Annotated in this window: 12 protein-coding genes; 5 read left to right on the top strand and 7 right to left on the bottom strand. The window is 73.8% G+C overall.

Annotated elements, in window-relative coordinates:
* Positions 1 to 7: 7 nt before the first annotated feature.
* The 4 genes from ABT095_RS13850 to ABT095_RS13835 all read right to left on the bottom strand — a co-directional run bounded on the left by ABT095_RS13850 (position 8) and on the right by ABT095_RS13835 (position 6,383).
* Positions 8 to 3,472, bottom strand: coding sequence for a GH92 family glycosyl hydrolase (locus ABT095_RS13850; protein WP_350529583.1), 3,465 nt, complete (start codon positions 3,470 to 3,472; stop codon positions 8 to 10).
* A 151-nt stretch (positions 3,473 to 3,623) separates the two neighbouring features.
* Positions 3,624 to 4,586, bottom strand: coding sequence for an ABC transporter substrate-binding protein (locus ABT095_RS13845; protein ID WP_350529582.1), 963 nt, complete (start codon positions 4,584 to 4,586; stop codon positions 3,624 to 3,626).
* A gap of 40 nt (positions 4,587 to 4,626) precedes the next feature.
* Entirely contained in the window at positions 4,627 to 5,616 is a 990-nt protein-coding gene (locus ABT095_RS13840; RefSeq protein ID WP_350529581.1) for an ABC transporter permease, read from the bottom strand.
* The gene (locus tag ABT095_RS13835) at positions 5,613 to 6,383 is read right to left on the bottom strand and encodes an ATP-binding cassette domain-containing protein (RefSeq protein ID WP_350529580.1); all 771 of its coding nucleotides are present in this window, start codon (positions 6,381 to 6,383) and stop codon (positions 5,613 to 5,615) included. Before ABT095_RS13835 ends, ABT095_RS13840 begins: the two co-directional genes overlap by 4 nt.
* A 217-nt stretch (positions 6,384 to 6,600) precedes the next feature.
* Between ABT095_RS13835 and ABT095_RS13830 the strand changes: the two genes are divergently transcribed.
* Positions 6,601 to 7,584 carry a LacI family DNA-binding transcriptional regulator gene (locus ABT095_RS13830; RefSeq protein ID WP_350529651.1) on the top strand — a complete coding sequence of 328 codons (984 nt, stop codon included), beginning with the start codon at positions 6,601 to 6,603 and terminating at the stop codon, positions 7,582 to 7,584.
* A 60-nt stretch (positions 7,585 to 7,644) separates the two neighbouring features.
* On the opposite strand, the gene ABT095_RS13825 is transcribed toward ABT095_RS13830, so the two are convergent.
* Positions 7,645 to 9,744 (bottom strand): alpha-galactosidase, encoded by a 2,100-nt coding sequence (locus ABT095_RS13825; RefSeq protein ID WP_350529579.1) that lies wholly within the window; start codon positions 9,742 to 9,744, stop codon positions 7,645 to 7,647.
* Positions 9,745 to 9,913: 169 nt separating this feature from the next.
* Between ABT095_RS13825 and ABT095_RS13820 the strand changes: the two genes are divergently transcribed.
* Positions 9,914 to 12,559, top strand: coding sequence for a SpoIIE family protein phosphatase (locus ABT095_RS13820; protein ID WP_350529578.1), 2,646 nt, complete (start codon positions 9,914 to 9,916; stop codon positions 12,557 to 12,559).
* Here ABT095_RS13820 and ABT095_RS13815 read toward each other — a convergent pair.
* Positions 12,525 to 12,701 carry a hypothetical protein gene (locus ABT095_RS13815; RefSeq protein ID WP_350529577.1) on the bottom strand — a complete coding sequence of 59 codons (177 nt, stop codon included), beginning with the start codon at positions 12,699 to 12,701 and terminating at the stop codon, positions 12,525 to 12,527. The genes ABT095_RS13820 and ABT095_RS13815 overlap by 35 nt on opposite strands.
* Positions 12,702 to 12,823: 122 nt before the next feature.
* Here ABT095_RS13815 and ABT095_RS13810 point away from each other — a divergent pair, with 122 nt between their 5' ends.
* The 3 genes from ABT095_RS13810 to ABT095_RS13800 are packed head-to-tail and all read left to right on the top strand — an operon-like array spanning position 12,824 to position 15,372.
* Positions 12,824 to 13,810, top strand: coding sequence for a hypothetical protein (locus ABT095_RS13810; RefSeq protein WP_350529576.1), 987 nt, complete (start codon positions 12,824 to 12,826; stop codon positions 13,808 to 13,810).
* A 19-nt stretch (positions 13,811 to 13,829) separates the two neighbouring features.
* Positions 13,830 to 14,543, top strand: coding sequence for a hypothetical protein (locus ABT095_RS13805; RefSeq protein ID WP_350529575.1), 714 nt, complete (start codon positions 13,830 to 13,832; stop codon positions 14,541 to 14,543).
* The gene (locus ABT095_RS13800; protein ID WP_350529574.1) at positions 14,524 to 15,372 is read left to right on the top strand and encodes an inositol monophosphatase family protein; all 849 of its coding nucleotides are present in this window, start codon (positions 14,524 to 14,526) and stop codon (positions 15,370 to 15,372) included. The genes ABT095_RS13805 and ABT095_RS13800 overlap by 20 nt, the downstream gene beginning before the upstream one ends.
* 71 nt (positions 15,373 to 15,443) lie before the next feature.
* Here the strand turns inward: ABT095_RS13800 and ABT095_RS13795 are convergent, their stop codons facing one another.
* The gene (locus ABT095_RS13795) at positions 15,444 to 16,643 is read right to left on the bottom strand and encodes an ArsB/NhaD family transporter (protein ID WP_350529573.1); all 1,200 of its coding nucleotides are present in this window, start codon (positions 16,641 to 16,643) and stop codon (positions 15,444 to 15,446) included.
* Between the last annotated feature and the right edge of the window lie 98 nt (positions 16,644 to 16,741).

The following is a 16,741-nucleotide window of genomic DNA, read 5'->3' as shown; positions in this document are numbered from 1 at the left end:
GAGAGGGTTAACCGGTGACGGTGATGCCGTCCGGGACGTTGCCGACCGTGACCGGGGCGCCGGGGGTGCCGGTGGCCGGATCGACGGGCCGGATGTCGTTGGAGCCGGAGTCCACGGCCCACAGGGTGCGCCCGTCCGGTGCGAAGGCGAGTGCGTAGGTACCGCCGCCGGTGGGGATCAGCGCTCCGGCGGTGCTGCTCGCGGTGTCCACGGGCACCACCCCGCCGGATCCGCTCGCCGCCACGTACGCGGTGCGGCCGTCCGGGGAGACGCTCACGTACTCCGGCCCCGAGCCGACCGGCACGGTGGCCGTCACCTGGTGGGTGGCGGTGTCGAGCACCGAGACGGTGCCGGAGCCGTTGTTGCCGACGTAGGCCCGGCGGCCGTCCGGGGTGAAGGCCACCCCGAAGGGGGCGGCGCCGACCGGCACGGTGTGGCTGACCGTGCGGGTGGCGAGGTCGACCACGCTGACCGTGCCGTCGGCCTGGTCGGCGACCCACAGTTCGGTGCCCGCCGGGTTGACGCGCAGCCGCTCGGGTTGGCCGCCGACCTTGACCGGAGCCCCCACGGCCAAGGTCGACGTGTCGATGGGGTGGACCGTGCCGTCGCCGAAGTCGCTGACCCAGACGGTGCGTTGGTCGGGCGTCGCGGCCACGTCCGCCGCGACCGCGCCGGTCTTCACCGTCGCGGTGACGGCGTTGGTGGTGAGGTCGACGACGGTCACGTCGTTGGTGTTGTTGTTCGCGACGAACAGGCGCCCGGCGGCGGTGGTCATCCCGTCGGGGCCGCTGCCGACACTGATCGGCGGCCCGGCGTTGTGCGTCCGGGTGTCGACCGGAGTGACAGTGTTGTCACTGTAGTTGGAGACGTAGGCGGTCGGAATGGACTGGCCTGGAGTCGCCAAGGTCACCAGCAGACGGGTGCGGGCGAGCACGGCTCCGGCGGGGGTGCGGGCGGTGAGGGCGAGCTGGTAGTAGCCGGTGGGGGTGTCGGGGGCGGCGGTGAGGGTGAGCGCCGTGGTGGCGGTGGCGCCTGCGGAGGCAGTGACGGTGCCGCTGCCGGGGCTCGCGGTGAGACCGGCCGGGGTGGTGGACTGCCAGGTGACGGTGGCGGGTTCGGCGCCGAGCGCGTTGTCGACCTTGACGGCGACGGTGGCCGTGCCGCCCGGGGCGAGCCGGGTCTGGCCGGGGTCGACGGCCAGGGCCGCGCGGGTGGTCGGCGGGAAGACGGGCTTGCCCGAGCCGAAGGAGGGCGGCGCGCCGTCCGGGCCGCTGCCCCAGGCGTGGTCGGGGGCGGCGCCGAGGGTGAAGTCGAGCCGGCGGACGTGGTCGAGGTCGACCCAGCTGCGGGTCGAGGCGCGGCCGTCCACGCTCAGGTGCTGGACGTAGGTCTGTCCCGCGCCGGCCGCCGTGACGGTCAACTCCCGTCCGTGCGGACCGTGCAGGGTGGCACGGGGGAAGAGCGGGCTGCCGAGCACCAGCAGCGGCACACCCGGGGTCTGCGGGTAGAGGCCGAGTGCTGACCAGACGTACCAGGAGCTCATCGCGCCCAGGTCGTCGTTGCCGGGCTCGCCGCCGGGGCCGAGCACGTACAGGGAGTCCATGATCCTGCGGACGGTCTGCTGGGTCTGCCAGGGCCGGTGCAGGGAGTTGTAGACCCAGGGGGTGCCGAAGGCCGGTTCGTTGCCCTGCCAGTGGTACGGCAGGTCGGGGCCGGCGTTGAGCTGACCGAAGTACGCGTCGAGCTTGGCGGCGGCCGCCGAGTCGCCGCCGAGGCCGTCGGCCAGGCCGCGCAGGTTCTGCGGCACCATCCAGGTGTACTGGGCGGCGTTGCCCTCCTGGAAGCCGCTCTGGCCGAAGCCGCCGGTGGTGGCCACCGGGTCACCGGGCGGGAAGGCGCCGTCCGCGTCGCGCGGGCGGACGTAGCCGGTGGCGGTGTCGAAGAGGTTGGCCCAGTTCTGTGAGCGCCGCTGGAAGCGGTCGGCCACGGCCCGGTCGCCGAGGGCGGTGGCCAGGCGGCCGACCGAGAAGTCCGCGAGGGCGTACTCGAGCGTCTCGGAGGCGCCGTTGGGCACCGGGCTGATCGAGTCGGAGCCGACGTTGGGCACGTAGCCGGTCTTGATGTAGTCGGCGCCGTGCGGCCGTTCGACGTACCAGCCCTGGCCGGGTGAGCCGGTGCCCTCGGCGCCGTGCACCATGGTGCGCAGGGCCTTGGCGGCGTCGAAGCCGCGGGCGCCGAAGGCGTAGGCCCCGGCGAGCACCGGGTCGGCCGCGTCGCCGTTCATCACGCCCGTGTAGCCGTTGGCGACGGGCCACTTGGGCAGCCAGCCGCCCTGGTCGGCGTCGTTCAGGAGCGAGGTGGCGAGGTCGCTGGTCTCGTCCGGGGCGAGCAGGGCGATCAGCGGGATCTGGGAGCGGTAGACGTCCCAGCCGGAGAGGTTGGCGTACTGGGCGTGGCCGGGCGCGGCGGTGTGCACGGCACCGTCGAAGCCGGGGTAGCGGCCGTCGGCGTCGCTGAACAGGTTGGGGTGCAGCAGGCAGTGGTAGAGCGCGGTGTAGAAGGTGGCCTGCTGGGTGCGGGAGCCGCCGGCGACGGTGATCCGGCGCAGGTAGTCGTTCCAGCTCCGGTGCGCCTGGTCTGCGACCTTGGCGACGTTCCAACTGCGGGCTTCGGAAGCGAGGTTGGCCTCGGCTCCGGCGGTGCTGACGTAGCTGACCGCCGTCTGCATCCCGACCGCCGGGTCGGTGCGGGCGTCGAAGCCGACCCAGCCGCCCTGGGCCCAGCTGCCGGAGCTGGTGAACGGGCGGTCGAAGCGGGCGGCGAAGTAGACGGTGTAGGTGTCGGGCTGCCCGCAGAAGTGGCCGCTGGTGACGGAGCCGGTGATCTCCCGGTCACCGACCAGCTGGAAGTGCGCGTCCGCTCCGCCGCTCTGGCTGGCGGCGGTCTTGACCAGCAGGCGGGCCTGGTCGGTGGCGGGGAAGGTGAACCGGCCCAGGCCGGTGCGGCGGGTGACGGTCAGTTCGGTGCGGACGCCGCCGGCGGTCACGGCGTAGGAGCCGGGGTGGGCGGTCTCGGAGGCGTGGTCGAAGGGCGCGGTGGCCGTGCTCGGGTCGGTGGGGAGCGGGCCGGCGAGCGGGAGGACCGGGAAGTCCCCCGCGACGGCGCAGCCCGGGCCGGAGAGGTGGGTCAGGCTGAAGCCGGTGATCGTGTGGTCATTGATGTCGTAGCCGCCGCCGGGGGGCTTGGACGGGGTGTCCGGGCTCCACTGGAGCATGCCGAAGGGCAGGTCGGCGCCGGGGAAGGTGTCGACCTGGCCGACCACGGCGCCGCCGCTGCCGGTGCCCGCGAAGGGGTCGACCAGGGCGGCGGGGTCGGTGACGGGGGCCGGTGCGGCGGCCTCGGCGGCCAGCGCGGTCGGGGCGGCGGTGAGGGTGAGGACGGCGGCGAGGAGGAGGGCTCGGAGGCGGGGCACGCGGCGGTCCCTTCGGGACGCGGGAGCAGGGAGGAGAGGTGGGTCGGCGGGCGGCTGCGGGTGGGTGCGTGGCTGGGCGCGCTTGCTTTTCAATGTCACTGCCCCGCGCCCCTGGGGTGCTGCCCCTGAGGTGGCTGGCGCAGCCCCGGGCTCAGCAGTCGGCGCGGTAGAGGAAGTGGGCCAGGTTCGGGTCGTGCAGGTTGTCGCGGGTGATGCTGGCCAGGTTGGTCCGGATCGGGTCGGTGACGGGCTTCTTGCCGATGGCGTTGGCGAGTTGGTCGACGGCCTGCTGGCCGATGCCGTACGGGTCCTGCGAGATGAGGGCGTCCACCGCGCCGCTCTCCAGGGCCTGCACCTGCTGCGGGCCGGCGTCGAAGGAGACCACCTTGACCTTGCCCTGGCGGCCGGCGTTCTTCAGGCCGGTGGCAACGCCCTCGCCGGTCTGGGAGTTGGCGGTGAAGATCCCGGTGATGCCGGGGTGGGCGGCGAGTTCGTCGCCGACGGCGGAGGCGGCGCCCTGGGCGGTGTCGCCGACCTGGCGGACGTCGTCCACCTTGAGGCCCGGGTACTTGGCGGCGAGCTGCTGCTTGAAGCCGTCGATGCGGGAGTTGGTGGTGGTCGTGGTGAGGTCCGGGGTGAGGACGGCGATCTCGCCGGTGCCGCCGAGGAGCTGGGCCATGGTGTCGGCGGCCCGGGTGCCGCCCTGGGCGTTGTCGGAGGAGATGTGGGTGACGCCGAGCGAGGTGTCGGTGAGCGAGGTGTCGACGATGGCGACCTTGGCGCCCGCGCTCTGCAGCGTCTTGACCGGGGTGGCCAGCGAGTTGGGGTCGACCGGGGAGATCAGCACGCCGCTCGGGCGGCCCGCGGTGACGCTGTTGACCGAGCTGACCTGCTCGGGGACGCTCCAGTTGGCCGAGCCGGTGGCGGTGAAGGAGAAGCCGAGCTTCTTGGCCTCGGCGCTCGCCCCGCACTTCATGGTGATGTAGAAGGGGTCGCCGGTCTTGCCCGCGACGAAGGCGATGCTGGTGCCGGAGCCGCCGCCCGCGGAGCTGGAACAGGCGGCGGTGAGCACGGCGAGGGAGAGGACGGCGGCGGAGAGGTACCTTCTGCGCACGGTGGTTGCGGTCCTTTCGGCGAGCGGGGGTGGGGGAGGGTCAGCGTTGGCGACGGCGCCGGCGCAGCTGGTCGGACCAGACGGCGAGCACCAGGACGGCGCCGACGGCGACGGTCTGCCAGAAGGACTGCACCTGCAGGATGGTGAAGCCGCTCTGCAGCACGGCGGGGATGAACACCCCGATCACGGTGCCGATCACCGAGCCGCTGCCGCCGAACAGGCTGGTGCCGCCGAGCACGACGGCGGCGATCGCGTTCAGGTTGTCCTGGGTGCCGCTGGTGAGCGTGGTGCTGCTGAAGTGGGCCAGGTTGAGCACCCCGGCCAGGCCCGCGAGCAGGCCGGAGAGCGCGTACACCTTGACCAGGTGGCGGTCGACCCGGATGCCGACCCGCTGGGCGGCCTCGGTGTTGGAGCCGACCGCCAGGGTGTAGCGGCCGAAGCGGGTGAGGGCGAGGGTGGCGGCCGCGCCCGCCGCGACCAGGACGGCGATGACCACCAGCCAGGGGATGCCGAGCAGGCTGCCGCTGCCGAGCGAGTCGGTGAGCCTGGTCGGCACGTCGCCCTCGTCCACGCCGTGGGTGAGGATCTGCGCGATGCCGAGCGCCATGCCGAGGGTGCCCAGGGTGACGATCAGCGGTGGCACCTTGGCCTTGGCCACCAGCAGCCCGTTGAGTGCTCCCCAGCCGAGCCCGGCGCCCGCGCCCGCCGCCGCGCCGGCCGCGATCACGCCCCAGCCGGACTGCGGGCCGGTGCCGAGCGCGCCCATCACCTTGGCCGAGACGACGCCGGAGAAGATCAGCACCGAGCCGACCGAGAGGTCGATCCCGGCGGTGACGATGACGAAGGTCTGGCCGACGGCGAGCAGCACCAGGATGGCGGACTCGGTGGCGATGCTGCGCAGCTCGAAGACGGTGGCGAAGGCGTTCGGCCGTAGCGCGGAGAAGACCGCCACCAGGGCGAGCAGCACCAGGAAGGTCCAGAGGGTGTTCTGGCCGCGGGTGCGGCGCAGCAGCGCGCGCAGGACGGTCACGGCGTGTCTCCTTCCTCGTGGGTGAGCGCGCCGGTCATGGCGGCCACCAGCTCCTCCAGGGAGGTCTGCGCGGCGGTGAACCGGGCCACCCGGCGGCCGAGCCGCAGCACCTCCACCCGGTCGGCCACGGAGAGCACCTCGGGCATGTTGTGGCTGATCAGCACCACCGAGACGCCCCGGTCGCGGACCCGGCGGATCAGGTCGAGCACCCGCTCGCGCTGGACCACACCGAGGGCGGCGGTGGGCTCGTCCATGAAGACCACCCGGGAGGCCCAGGCCACCGAGCGGGCGATCGCCACGCTCTGCCGCTGGCCGCCGGAGAGGGTGGCCACGGGGGCGTCCAACTCCTTGAGTTCGACGCCGAGTTCGGCGAATGCCTGGACGGCCCGGCGGCGCATGGCCCGCTTGTCGAGCACGCCGAGGGCGCCGAGCAGGCCGCCGCGCAGCTGCTCGCGGCCGAGGAAGAGGTTCGCCGCCGCGTCGAGGTCGGCGGCGAGCGCGAGGTCCTGGTAGACCGTCTCGATCCCGGCGGCCTGGGCCTCGCGCGGGCCGGCGAAGCCGACCGGGTGTCCGTCGAGGAGGATCTCGCCGGCGTCCGGGGTGATGGCCCCGACCAGGGTCTTGACCAGGGTGGACTTGCCTGCGCCGTTGTCGCCGACCAGGGCGACCACCTCGCCGGGGTGGACGGTGAAGGCGGCGCCGTCGAGCGCCTGGACCTGGCCGAAGGTCTTCACCAACCCGGTTGCGGCCAGCAGGGGTTCGGGCACCGGTCTCCTCCCGCCAGGAGTCGTCGGGACAACGTTGTCGCGGTTGGCATGTACTCACGGAGCGTTGGGTGCTGTCAAGGCCTGCGACCGCAACTCATGTCGCAGAAGTACCGGACGGCAGAAGGTTTTTGATTCCGGCTCCGGGGATACGTCGCTATTCGGCGCGACAACGTTGTCCGACCGGCGGGAGGAGGCCGAAGTGGCGGGCAGGCCGACGATGAAGGACGTGGCGGCGGTGGCCGGGGTGGGGCTCAAGACCGTCTCCCGGGTGGTCAACGGCGAGCCGGGGGTGCGGGAGGAGACCGCCGAGCGGGTCCGCAAGGCCGTGGAGCAGCTGGACTTCCGGGCCAACGACGGCGCCAGACTGCTCCGGCAGGGGCGGCGCACCAGCAGTGTCGGACTGATCGTCGAGGACGTCGCCGATCCGTTCTACTCCACGCTGACCCGTGCGGTGGAGGAGGTCGCCCGGGCGCACGGCGCGCTGCTGTTCAGCGGCTCCTCGGCCCAGGACCCGGAGCGGGAGCGGCAGTTGGCGCTGGCCTTCGGCGCGCGCCGGGTGGACGGACTGCTGGTGGTGCCGACCGCGGCCGACCACGGGTACCTGGCGGGGGAGACGGCCGCGGGCACGGTGGTGGTGGCCGTGGATCGGCCGCTGGCCGGGCCGGAGGTGGACACCGTGCTCTGCGACAACGAGGGCGGCAGCCGCTCCGGCGTCGAGCACCTGCTGCGCCAAGGGCACCGCCGGATCGGGTACTTGGGCGATGCGCCGGGCATCTTCACGGCGGCGGAGCGGCTGCGCGGCTACCAGCGGGCGATGGCCGCGGCCGGGTGCGAGAGCAGACCTGAGTGGGTCTCGATGGGCCGCCCCGACGCGCTGGGCGTGCGGCTCGCGCTGGAGCGGATGCTGGCCGGGCGCTGGCCGGTGACGGCGCTGATGTGCGGCAACAACCGCACCAGCGTGGCGGTGCTGCGCGAGTTGGCCGGCCGCGAACGGCGGCCGGCCCTGGTCGGCTTCGACGACTTCGAGCTGGCCGACCTGCTGCCGGTGCCGGTCACCGTGGTGGCCCAGGACGCCGGCCGGCTCGGGTGGACGGCGGCCGAGCTGCTGTTCCGCCGCCTGGCGGGCGAGCGGGGGGCGGCGCAGCGGATCGTGCTGCCGACCAGGCTGGTGATCCGGGGCAGCGGCGAGGCGGCGCCGTGAGAGAGGGGCGGGCCCTGACGCTGGGGGACGTCAGGGCCCTGGGCAGAGGGCTCTCGGGTGTCAGTTGAGCGGGGACCAGCCCTGGGTCTGGGCGCCGCTCGCCGGGTTGGTGGTGACGGTGGTGGTGCGGGCGGTGCCCGGGGTGTCGAGCACCAGGCCGGTGGCGCGGTTGGTGATGGCGATCGCGCCGGTCGCCGTGGACTGGGTGAGCGTCCACTTCTGGTACGCGCTGTTCGGGTCGAAGGCGTTCTGCACGGTCACCGCGCCGCCGGCCGATCCCGGGCCGGTCAGGGTGCCCGCGATCTGGGTGCCGGTGTAGCAGCGGTCGAAGATCCGTACGGTGCCGTCGCCGTTCGGGGCGAACTGCCACTGCTCGGAGGTGTGGGTGGCGTCCCAGGTGTTGATGTCCGCCACGCCGCCCGCGGGGGCGCTGCAGGTGCCCGCGACCTCGAGGGCCAGGCCGCCGCTGCCGCCGTTGGTCAGGCCGTGGAACCTGCCGTCGCCGACCAGTGCGGGGGTGACGGTGGCGGGAGCTGCGCTGAGCCGGTAGAAGGCCACGGCGTGCGGGGCCAGGGTGGCGCTGACGGTGCCGGTCACCGTGCCGGTGGCCTTGGTCCACAGCTCCTTGGACTGGTAGGAGGAGGCGGTCAGGCCGAGCGCGCCGAGGCTGGTCGAGACGGTCCGGCTGTTGGCGCCGTCCTGGTTGACCAGCAGTACGGCCGTGTCACCGTTCGCCAGCTTGCGCTTGAGGACCACCGGCGCGGTGTTGCCCGGGTTCGGCGCGGAGCCGACCAGGGTGGCCGGGGTGCCGAGGGAGTCCTGGTCGACCGCGATCATGTCGGTGTTCTTGTACAGCGCCAGCGCCGAGGCGGTCAGGCCGGTCGACCAGGTGACCCCGCCCGAGGTGTGCTGGGAGGCGGCGGCGGTGCGCAGGTCGGCGCCGGAGATGAGCGGGGCGGCCATCATCGACAGGATGGACAGCTCGGTGGCCGACTCGGTGTCGGTGAAGGGCTGGTGGCAGCTGCAGGTGTCGGTGACGCCCCACTTGCCGTACGGGTCCTGCCAGCCGGCGAAGAGCATGTCCAGGTCGTTCCAGTTCCCCGGGTGCGCGTTGTCCGGGTACTGCAGGGCCGTCTGCAGCTGGCCGTTGTACAGCACACCGCCCAGGTCGCTGCCGCGGTCGCCGCCGATCCGGCAGAGGTTGGCCACCTGGCCGCACCAGACACCGGTCGGGGCGTAGCCGGGGGCGTTGTACTGCGGGGTGCCGGCGGCCTGGACGACAGAGTCGCCGCGGGCCGGGTCGTCGGCGTTCAGCAGGTACGGCACGCCGGTGTGCACGGGCTGGGCGGAGACGCTCATGGTCACCCTGCCCTTGCCCTGGCGGGCCGAGGCGGCGTCCAGCTGCTGCTGGAAGGCCTGCACCCGGGCGTACATCGACCGGGTGAGCTCCTGGCCCTCGCCCTGGGTGCCGTAGTTGTGGCCGTCCGGGCCGGTGATCGGGCCGCCGTACGGGCAGTCGTCGTACTTCACGAAGTCGACGCCCCAGGAGACGAAGTCGTCCGCGTCCACGGCCTCGTGGCCCAGGCTGCCGGGGTGGCCCTGGCAGGTGGTGTAGGTGTCGGTGCCGTAGAGGCCGAACTTCATACCCTTGCTGTGGGCGTACCAGCTCAGGTACTGGATGCCGTTGACGGCCTGGCCGTTCACCACCTGGTCGGGGAAGTTGCGCGGGTCCGGCGTGAGGTGGCCCGAGGTGGGGTCGCTGCCGGTGCCGTCCAGGCCGCTGACCGGGTGGCCCGAGCCGTCGTAGAGCTGCATCGCGCCGTAGGAGTTCTTGACGATGCCGGTGCTCTGGCCGGAGCGGTGGTCCAGTGACCAGCCGTCGTCGATGGTCACGGTGTCGTAGCCGGCCGCGAGCAGGCCGTTGGCCGTCATGTAGTCGATGGTGTCGACCACCTGCTGCTGGGTGACGCCGGTGCCGAGGCTGTTCCAGGAGTTCCAGCCCATCGGCGGGGTGAGCGCCTTGCCGTTGTTCAGCGGCGGGGTGGCCGCGTGGGCGGCGGTGACGCCGAGCGGGGCGATGGTGAGCAGTGCGGTGCTCGCCACGAGCGCGACGGTGCGGCGCAGCGCTCCGCGGGCGTGCGGGGGCCGGGACAGGGCCATGGGTGGGGGATGCCTTCCGTAGGGCGAACCGGGCGCGAGGGGGTGCCCGGCTCCGCCATGTTGAGAATTATTTGATTCTGTTTGAATCTGTCAATGGCCTGGGTGGACAACTTGGCGTGGCCGGTGCACCCACTGGCCACTCCGGGGTCACCCGGGGGACGATGAAGCCATGGCCCGGACGAAGGCCCGACGCTTCACGGCCCGCAGCCTCGCGGGCCAGGTGTTCGCGCTGCAGGTCCTCGTGGTGGTGCTGCTGGTGCTGGCGGCCGTGCTCGCCCTCTTCCTGCAGTCGCGCCGGGACAGCACCGAGGAGGCCACCAGCCGCTCGGTCGCTGTCGCCCAGACCTTCGCCGACTCGCCCGGGACGGCCGCCGCGCTGCGCGCGCCGGACCCGACGGCCGTGCTCCAGCCCAGCGCCGAGGCGGCCCGCCGGGACTCGGGTGTCGACTTCGTCGTGGTGATCAACACCGACGGCATCCGGTACACCCACCCGCTGCCCGACCGGATCGGCAAGAAGTTCGTCGGTAACTACCAGCCCGCGCTGCAGGGGCAGGTGGTCACCGAGCACGTCAACGGCACGATCGGCCCGCTCGTGCAGGCGATCGTGCCCGTCCGGGACGGCAGCGGCGCGATCGTCGGGGCCGTCTCGGCGGGCATCACGATCAGCAAGGTCAGCGGTGTGGTCGAGCGCCAGCTCCCGCTGCTGCTCGGCGCCGCCGCCGCGGCGCTGGCACTGGCCACCGTCGGTGCCGCACTGGCCAGCCGGCGGCTGCTGCACCAGACCCACGGGCTCGGCCCGGCCGAGATGACGCGGATGTACGAGCACCACGACGCGGTGCTGCACGCCGTCCGCGAGGGCGTGCTGATCCTCGCCGCCGACGGCACCCTGCTGCTCGCCAACGACGAGGCCCGCCGCCTGCTCGACCTGCCCGCCGACGCCGAGGGCCGGCCGGTCGCCGGGCTCGGCCTGGACCGGGCGGCCACCGAACTGCTCGCCTCCGGCCGGGTGGTCAGCGACGAGGTGCTGCCCGCCGGGGCCCGCCAGCTGGTGGTCAGCACCCGCCCCACCGACCGCGCGGGCGGCCCGCCCGGCACCGTCGCCACCCTGCGCGACGCCACCGAACTGCACGTGCTCACCGCCCATGCCGAGGCAGCCCGCCGACGGCTCACCCTGCTGTACGAGGCCAGCGTCGGCATCGGTACCACCCTGGACGTGACCAGGACGGCCGAGGAGCTGGCCGAGGTCGCCGTCCCCGGCTTCGCCGACCACGTCACCGTCGACCTCGCCGAGCCGGTGCTGCGCGGCGAGGAGCCGGCGCCCGGGCCCGACACCCCGATGCGGCGGGTCGCCAAAGGCGGCATCGACGACTCCGTGCCGCTCTACCCGGTCGGCGAACGGATCACCATCCTCCCCGCCACGCCGCAGGCCTGGAACCTCGGCACCGGGCGGGCCGGGCTGCAGAGCGACCTGGGCACCTCCGCGGACTGGCAGAGCCAGGACCCGGAGCGGGCCAGGCAGGTGCTCGAGCACGGCGTCCATTCGGTGGTGCGGGTGCCGCTGCTGGCCCGGGGCGTGCAGCTGGGCCTGGCCAAGTTCTGGCGCTCGGCCCGCCCCGAGGCCTTCGACCAGGACGACCTCTCGCTTGCCGAGGAGATCACTGCCCGGGCCGCCGTCTGCATCGACAACGCCCGCCGCTACAGCCGCGAGCACGCGACGGCCGTCGCCCTGCAGCGCAGCCTGCTGCCCGGCGCGCTGCCCGAGCAGAGCGCCGTCGAGGCCGCCTACCGCTACCTGCCCGCCCAGGCGGGGGTCGGCGGGGACTGGTTCGACGTGATCCCGCTGCCCGGCGCCCGGGTCGCCCTGGTGGTCGGCGACGTGGTCGGCCACGGCCTGCACGCCGCCGCCACCATGGGGCGGCTGCGCACCGCCGTGCACAACTTCGCCACCCTCGACCTGCCGCCCGACGAGCTGCTCGGCCACCTGGACGAGCTGGTGGCCCGGATCGACCAGGAGCGGGAGGGCGACGGCGTGGTGGAGGTGACCGGCGCGAGCTGCCTGTACGCCGTCTACGACCCGGTCTCGCTGCGCTGCTCGGTGGCCAGGGCCGGTCACCCGCCGCCCGCCGTGGTGCACCCCGACGGCACGGTCAGCTACCCCGAGCTGCCCGCCGGGCCGCCGCTCGGGGTCGGCGGGATGCCGTTCGCCGCCGGGGAGTTGACGCTGGAGCCGGGCAGCCGGCTGGTGCTCTACACCGACGGCCTGGTGGAGGACCGCGGCCGGGACATCGACGAAGGCCTCGCCCTGCTGGCGGCCGCCCTGCAGGCGGCCGGGCCGGCCGAACCGGAGGAGACCTGCACGGCCGTGCTGGCCGCGATGATCCCGGGCGGCTCGGCGGACGACGTCGCCCTGCTGGTCGCCCGGACCAGGGCGCTGCCGCGCTCCCAGGTGGCCGAGTGGAGCGTCCCGGCCGAGGCCTCGGCGGTGGCCGGGGTGCGGGCCACCGTCGCGGCGCAGCTGGCGAGTTGGGGCCTGGAGGAGCTCGCCTTCAGCACCGAACTGATCCTCAGCGAGCTGGTCACCAACGCGATCCGCTACGGCAGCGAGCCGATCCGGGTCCGCCTGCTGCTCGACCGCGGCCTGATCTGCGAGGTCTCCGACTCCAGCGGCACCTCCCCCCACCTGCGCTACGCGGCCGCCACCGACGAAGGCGGCCGCGGGCTCTTCCTGGTCGCCCAGTGCTCCGAACACTGGGGCACCCGCTACACCGAGACGGGCAAGGTCATCTGGGCCGAACAGCACCTCCAGGGGGGCTGACCCGGTCGATCCGCTCCAGGATCCGCTCCCGCAGGCCGGGGGGCGCCTGCTCGTCGCCGCAGGCGCGCGAGAGCAGGCGGCGCACCGCCGGCTCGGCTTCGTCGTCCGGGCCGGGCCCGGACGGCACGTCGTTGAGTCCCATCGTCGTCACGTGCACCGAAAGGCCGCCGCGCGGGGCGAAATTCCTGACTGGTCAAGGGAATTGGGGCGGGCCGGCGGTTGCTGTTCTCTGGTCGTCAACTGCCACCGGGACTTACCATGTCGGTGGACGAACGAGGGGGGTGCCCTTTGGCGGGCGGGGGTTCGGAGCAGGGGCGGCGGCTGGAGAGCGGGATCGCCTGGGCGCTGCGGAACTCGGACGGGGTCATCGCGCTGTTCGGGGCGCTGACGGTGGGGCTGCTCGACGTGTTCGGCGGGGGGCTCGGTGACAACGTGGTCTCGGGTGCCACGCTGCTGGTGCTGGCGGCGTTGGTGTACGGGTCGCTGGCCGAGCGGCGGCGGCGGATCAGTGACATCCGGGAGGCCACCGCCGGGGCCCGGCAGGCGCTGGACAGTCTCACCTCGGTGCGTGAACTGGCCGGTCTGGAGCTGGAGAAGGCCCTGGCGCGGGCCCGGCAGGACACCGACCGGTGGGTGTTCAAGGGCGGGACGGGCACCTACCTGCGGGCCGTCACCCTGCCCGAGTGCGTCCAGGAGGCGCAGCGCCGCCGCCGCTCGCTCACCGTGAAGATCGACATCGTGCACCCCGGCGACGAACGGGCCTGCGCCGCCTACTCGCGGTTCCGGGAGACCTTCGGATCCCGGCCGGACGGCGCCCGGCCGGGCGGCTGGAGCGTGGAGCGGACGCGCAAGGAGTCCTACGCCACGGTGTTCGCCGCCGCCTGGTACCGCCAGCGGCTCGACACCTTGGAGATCGACGTCCACCTCTCCTCGGTCGTCCCGACCCTGCGCTTCGACCTGTCCGCGTCCTGCCTGGTCATCACCCAGGACGACCCGCGCCGGGTCAGCCTGTACGTCGAGCGGGGGCGCCCGCTCTACGACTACTACGTCACCGAGCTGCACCACTACCGGGAGCAGGCGGTCAAGGTCGACCTGCGGGACACCGAGCCGCTCGGCGACGACCCGACGGTGGAGGAGGCCAGGCGGCTCTTCGAGCAGCTCGGACTGCCGCTGCCCGCCGCGTTCTCGGACCGGGACGTCGGCGACATCATCGACAGGGCGCTGCACGCGGAGAACCCGTACCGCAGGTAGCAGCCGGAGGGAGGAGAGGATGCACCGCTCCACGGATCCACCCCGGCACGGCGACGGCGTACCCCGCGCGGGCCTGTTCACGACGCTCGACCAGGCGGCCGGGGAGGCCGAGGCCTCGCCCGCGCTGGACGGGCTGGTCGGCGGCATCCTGGCCGAGGTCGCCTCGGGAGCACGGCCGGTACGGGCGGTCGCCCACCCGCTGGGGTTCTTCTGCCTGCCGGTGCTGCGCGACGGTGCCCTCGGCGTCTGCGTACACGTCTTCGGCTCGCACGTCGAGCGACGCCCGGCCCGTACGGTGTGCGAGATCCACTGCCACAGCTGGGAGTTGAAGAGCAGCGTGCTGTACGGCCGGGTCGGCAACCTGCGGGGAGGCGTGCGCGAGGACCAGGCGCGCCCGACCCACCGTGCGTTCCGGGTGCACAGCTCGGACGGCACCGACGACATCCGGCCGACCGCCCGGCTGGTGCGCTGGGTCCCGCTGGGGGAGCGCAGCATCGGCCGGGGGGAGACGTACACCGTCGCGGCCGGGGAGTTCCACGCCACCGTGCTGCCGGGGGGTGCGCCCGCCGCCACCGTGGTGCTCGGCCGGTCCGTACCCGGCCTGCCGGACATCGTCCTCGGGCCGCTGGACGGGGTGGCCCGGCAGGAGACGCGGCGGCAGTGCGGCGCGGCCCGGACGGCCCGGATCGCCGAAGCGGCGGCAAGGAGGCTCGGTGAACACCCCATCGGCTGAGTTCGCGGGCACCGGATTCGAGCAGGAGTGCCGGGCGGCGGTCGAGATCGCCGAGGAGGCGGGTGCGCTGCTGCGGGCACGCTTCGGGAGCGGCATCCGGGTGGACAGCAAGGGTGCGGACGGTGATGTGGTCACCGAACTCGACCTCCTGGCGGAAGAGTTGATCGTCCAGCGGCTGGGCAAGCTGTTCCCCGGCGACCGGATCCTGGCCGAGGAGGGCGGGGTGGTGGCCGGCGGCACGCCGGCCGGCCGGACGTGGCTGGTCGACCCGCTGGACGGCAGCAACAACGTGGCCATCGGCCTGCCCGCCTACGGGGTGGGCATCGGGCTGTGCGTCGGGGACGAGCCGGTGCTCGGCGTGGTGCACGACCCGGTGACCGGGCGGACGTGGCGGGCGGTCCGCCGCGGCGGCGCCTTCGGCCCGGGCGGCCGGCTGCACGGGCCACCCGGGCCGCCTCCCCCGGCGGGGCCGGTGCTCGCCTGGACCCAGGGGCACGGGGTGCCGCGCGAGGACCTGGCCTGCCGCGGGCTCAGGGAGCGGCTGGAGCAGGGCTCGCGGCGGGTGCTGCAGCTCTGGGCGCCGCTGGTCAGCTGGGCGATGCTCGCCCGGGGCGACATCGACGGGTTCGTCGGGTACCGCGCGGAGGAGATCGACCTCCCCGCCGGGTACCTGCTGGCGGTCGAGGCGGGCCTGGACGTCCGGCGGCCGGACGGCGTGCCCTACCGGGGGCGGATCGGGGAGCGGGACTCCGACCGGACCTTCGTCGCCGGGCGGCCGGAGCTGATGCCGTTCCTGCTCGACGCCGTCGCCCGGGTGCGAGGGGGCTGAGCGGGGTCGGGGCGGTGGTTCAGGCCGGCGTCTCAGGTCAGCGTCTCAGACCGGCGTTTCAGGTCGGTGTCTCAGGTCAGCGCGAGTGCCGCCGTGGCCAGGGCGACGCCACCCACGGCGAGCACCGCGCTGGTCGCGGCCACGCCGCGCAGCGGCACCCGCAGGCCGAAGGAGCGGCAGCGCTCGTACCAGAGCAGGGTGGCCAGCGAGGCCCACGGGGTGACCAGCGGGCCGATGTTGGTGCCGATCAGCAGGGCCAGCAGCTGCTGGTGGTTGCCGGCCGGCACCGCCGCCTCCCCGGCCAGGTAGACCGGCAGGTTGTTGAGCAGGTTGGACAGGCCCGCGCCGACCGCCGAGGCTCGGAACATGCCGAGCACCCCGCCGTCCGCGCCGATCGCCGCGGCCAGCAGCCGGTGCAGCCCGTGCGCGTCCACCGTCTGCACCACCAGGAACATCCCCGGCACCATCACCAGCAGCCGCCACGGCACCAGCGAGGGCCGCAGCACCTCCGGGCGGCGGACGGCGAAGGCCGCCACCGCCGCCAGCGCGGCCGTGCCCGAGGACACCCAGAGCGGCACGCCCGTCAGCAGCGTCGCGAGCAGGAAGCCGACGCAGGCCAGCCCGCAGACCCGGAACAGCAGCGGATCACCCGGGTGGCGCACCGGCGGCGGCAGGTAGCCGTCCGCGCCCCGGCGCCCGCGCCGCCAGTAGAACCCCCAGAGGCAGGCCATCGTCACCAGCAGAGCCGCCGCCTGCGGCGCCCACATCACCCCGGCCAGGCCGGCGGGGGAGAGCGCGACCCGCTCGGCGGCCAGCAGGTTGGTCAGGTTGGAGACCGGCAGCAGCAGGCTCGCGGTGTTGGCCAGCCAGACCGTGGTCATCGCCAGCGGCAGCGGCGCGATCCCCACCCGGGCCGCCAGCGCCAGCATCACCGGGGTCAGCAGCACGGCGGTGGTGTCCAGGTTGAGGGTCATCGTGGTGACGGCCGCGAACGCCACGCAGAGTAGGAAGAGTCTCGGGTAGCTGCCCCGGCCGGCCCGGGCCACCCCGGTCGCCACCACGTCGAACACCCCGGCGGTGCTGGTGAGTTCGGCCAGCACGATGACCGTGCCGAGAAAGGCGATCAGCGGCGCGATCCGGGCACCCACCTCGCCCGCCGAGGCGGCGGGCAGCAGACCGGTGGCGAGGAAGAGCAGACCGCAGGTCAGCAGCGCCGCGGCCGTCCAGTCCAGGGGGTGCAGACGCCGGACGACCGGCCAGGTGGCAGACACGCCCGCCAGGGTCGCACACGCTCCGTCCCGAGTCGAGCCCGGCCCTCGGGCCCCGGGCGGTGGTTTACCGACCGCCGAACGGTCACAAGCTCTCTCCC

Origin of the sequence: Kitasatospora sp. NPDC002227, assembly GCF_040296285.1 — a bacterium.
Classification (GTDB): domain Bacteria; phylum Actinomycetota; class Actinomycetes; order Streptomycetales; family Streptomycetaceae; genus Kitasatospora.
The sequence above is the reverse complement of the archived record's forward strand: the minus strand, read 5'-3'. Positions and strand labels throughout refer to the sequence as shown.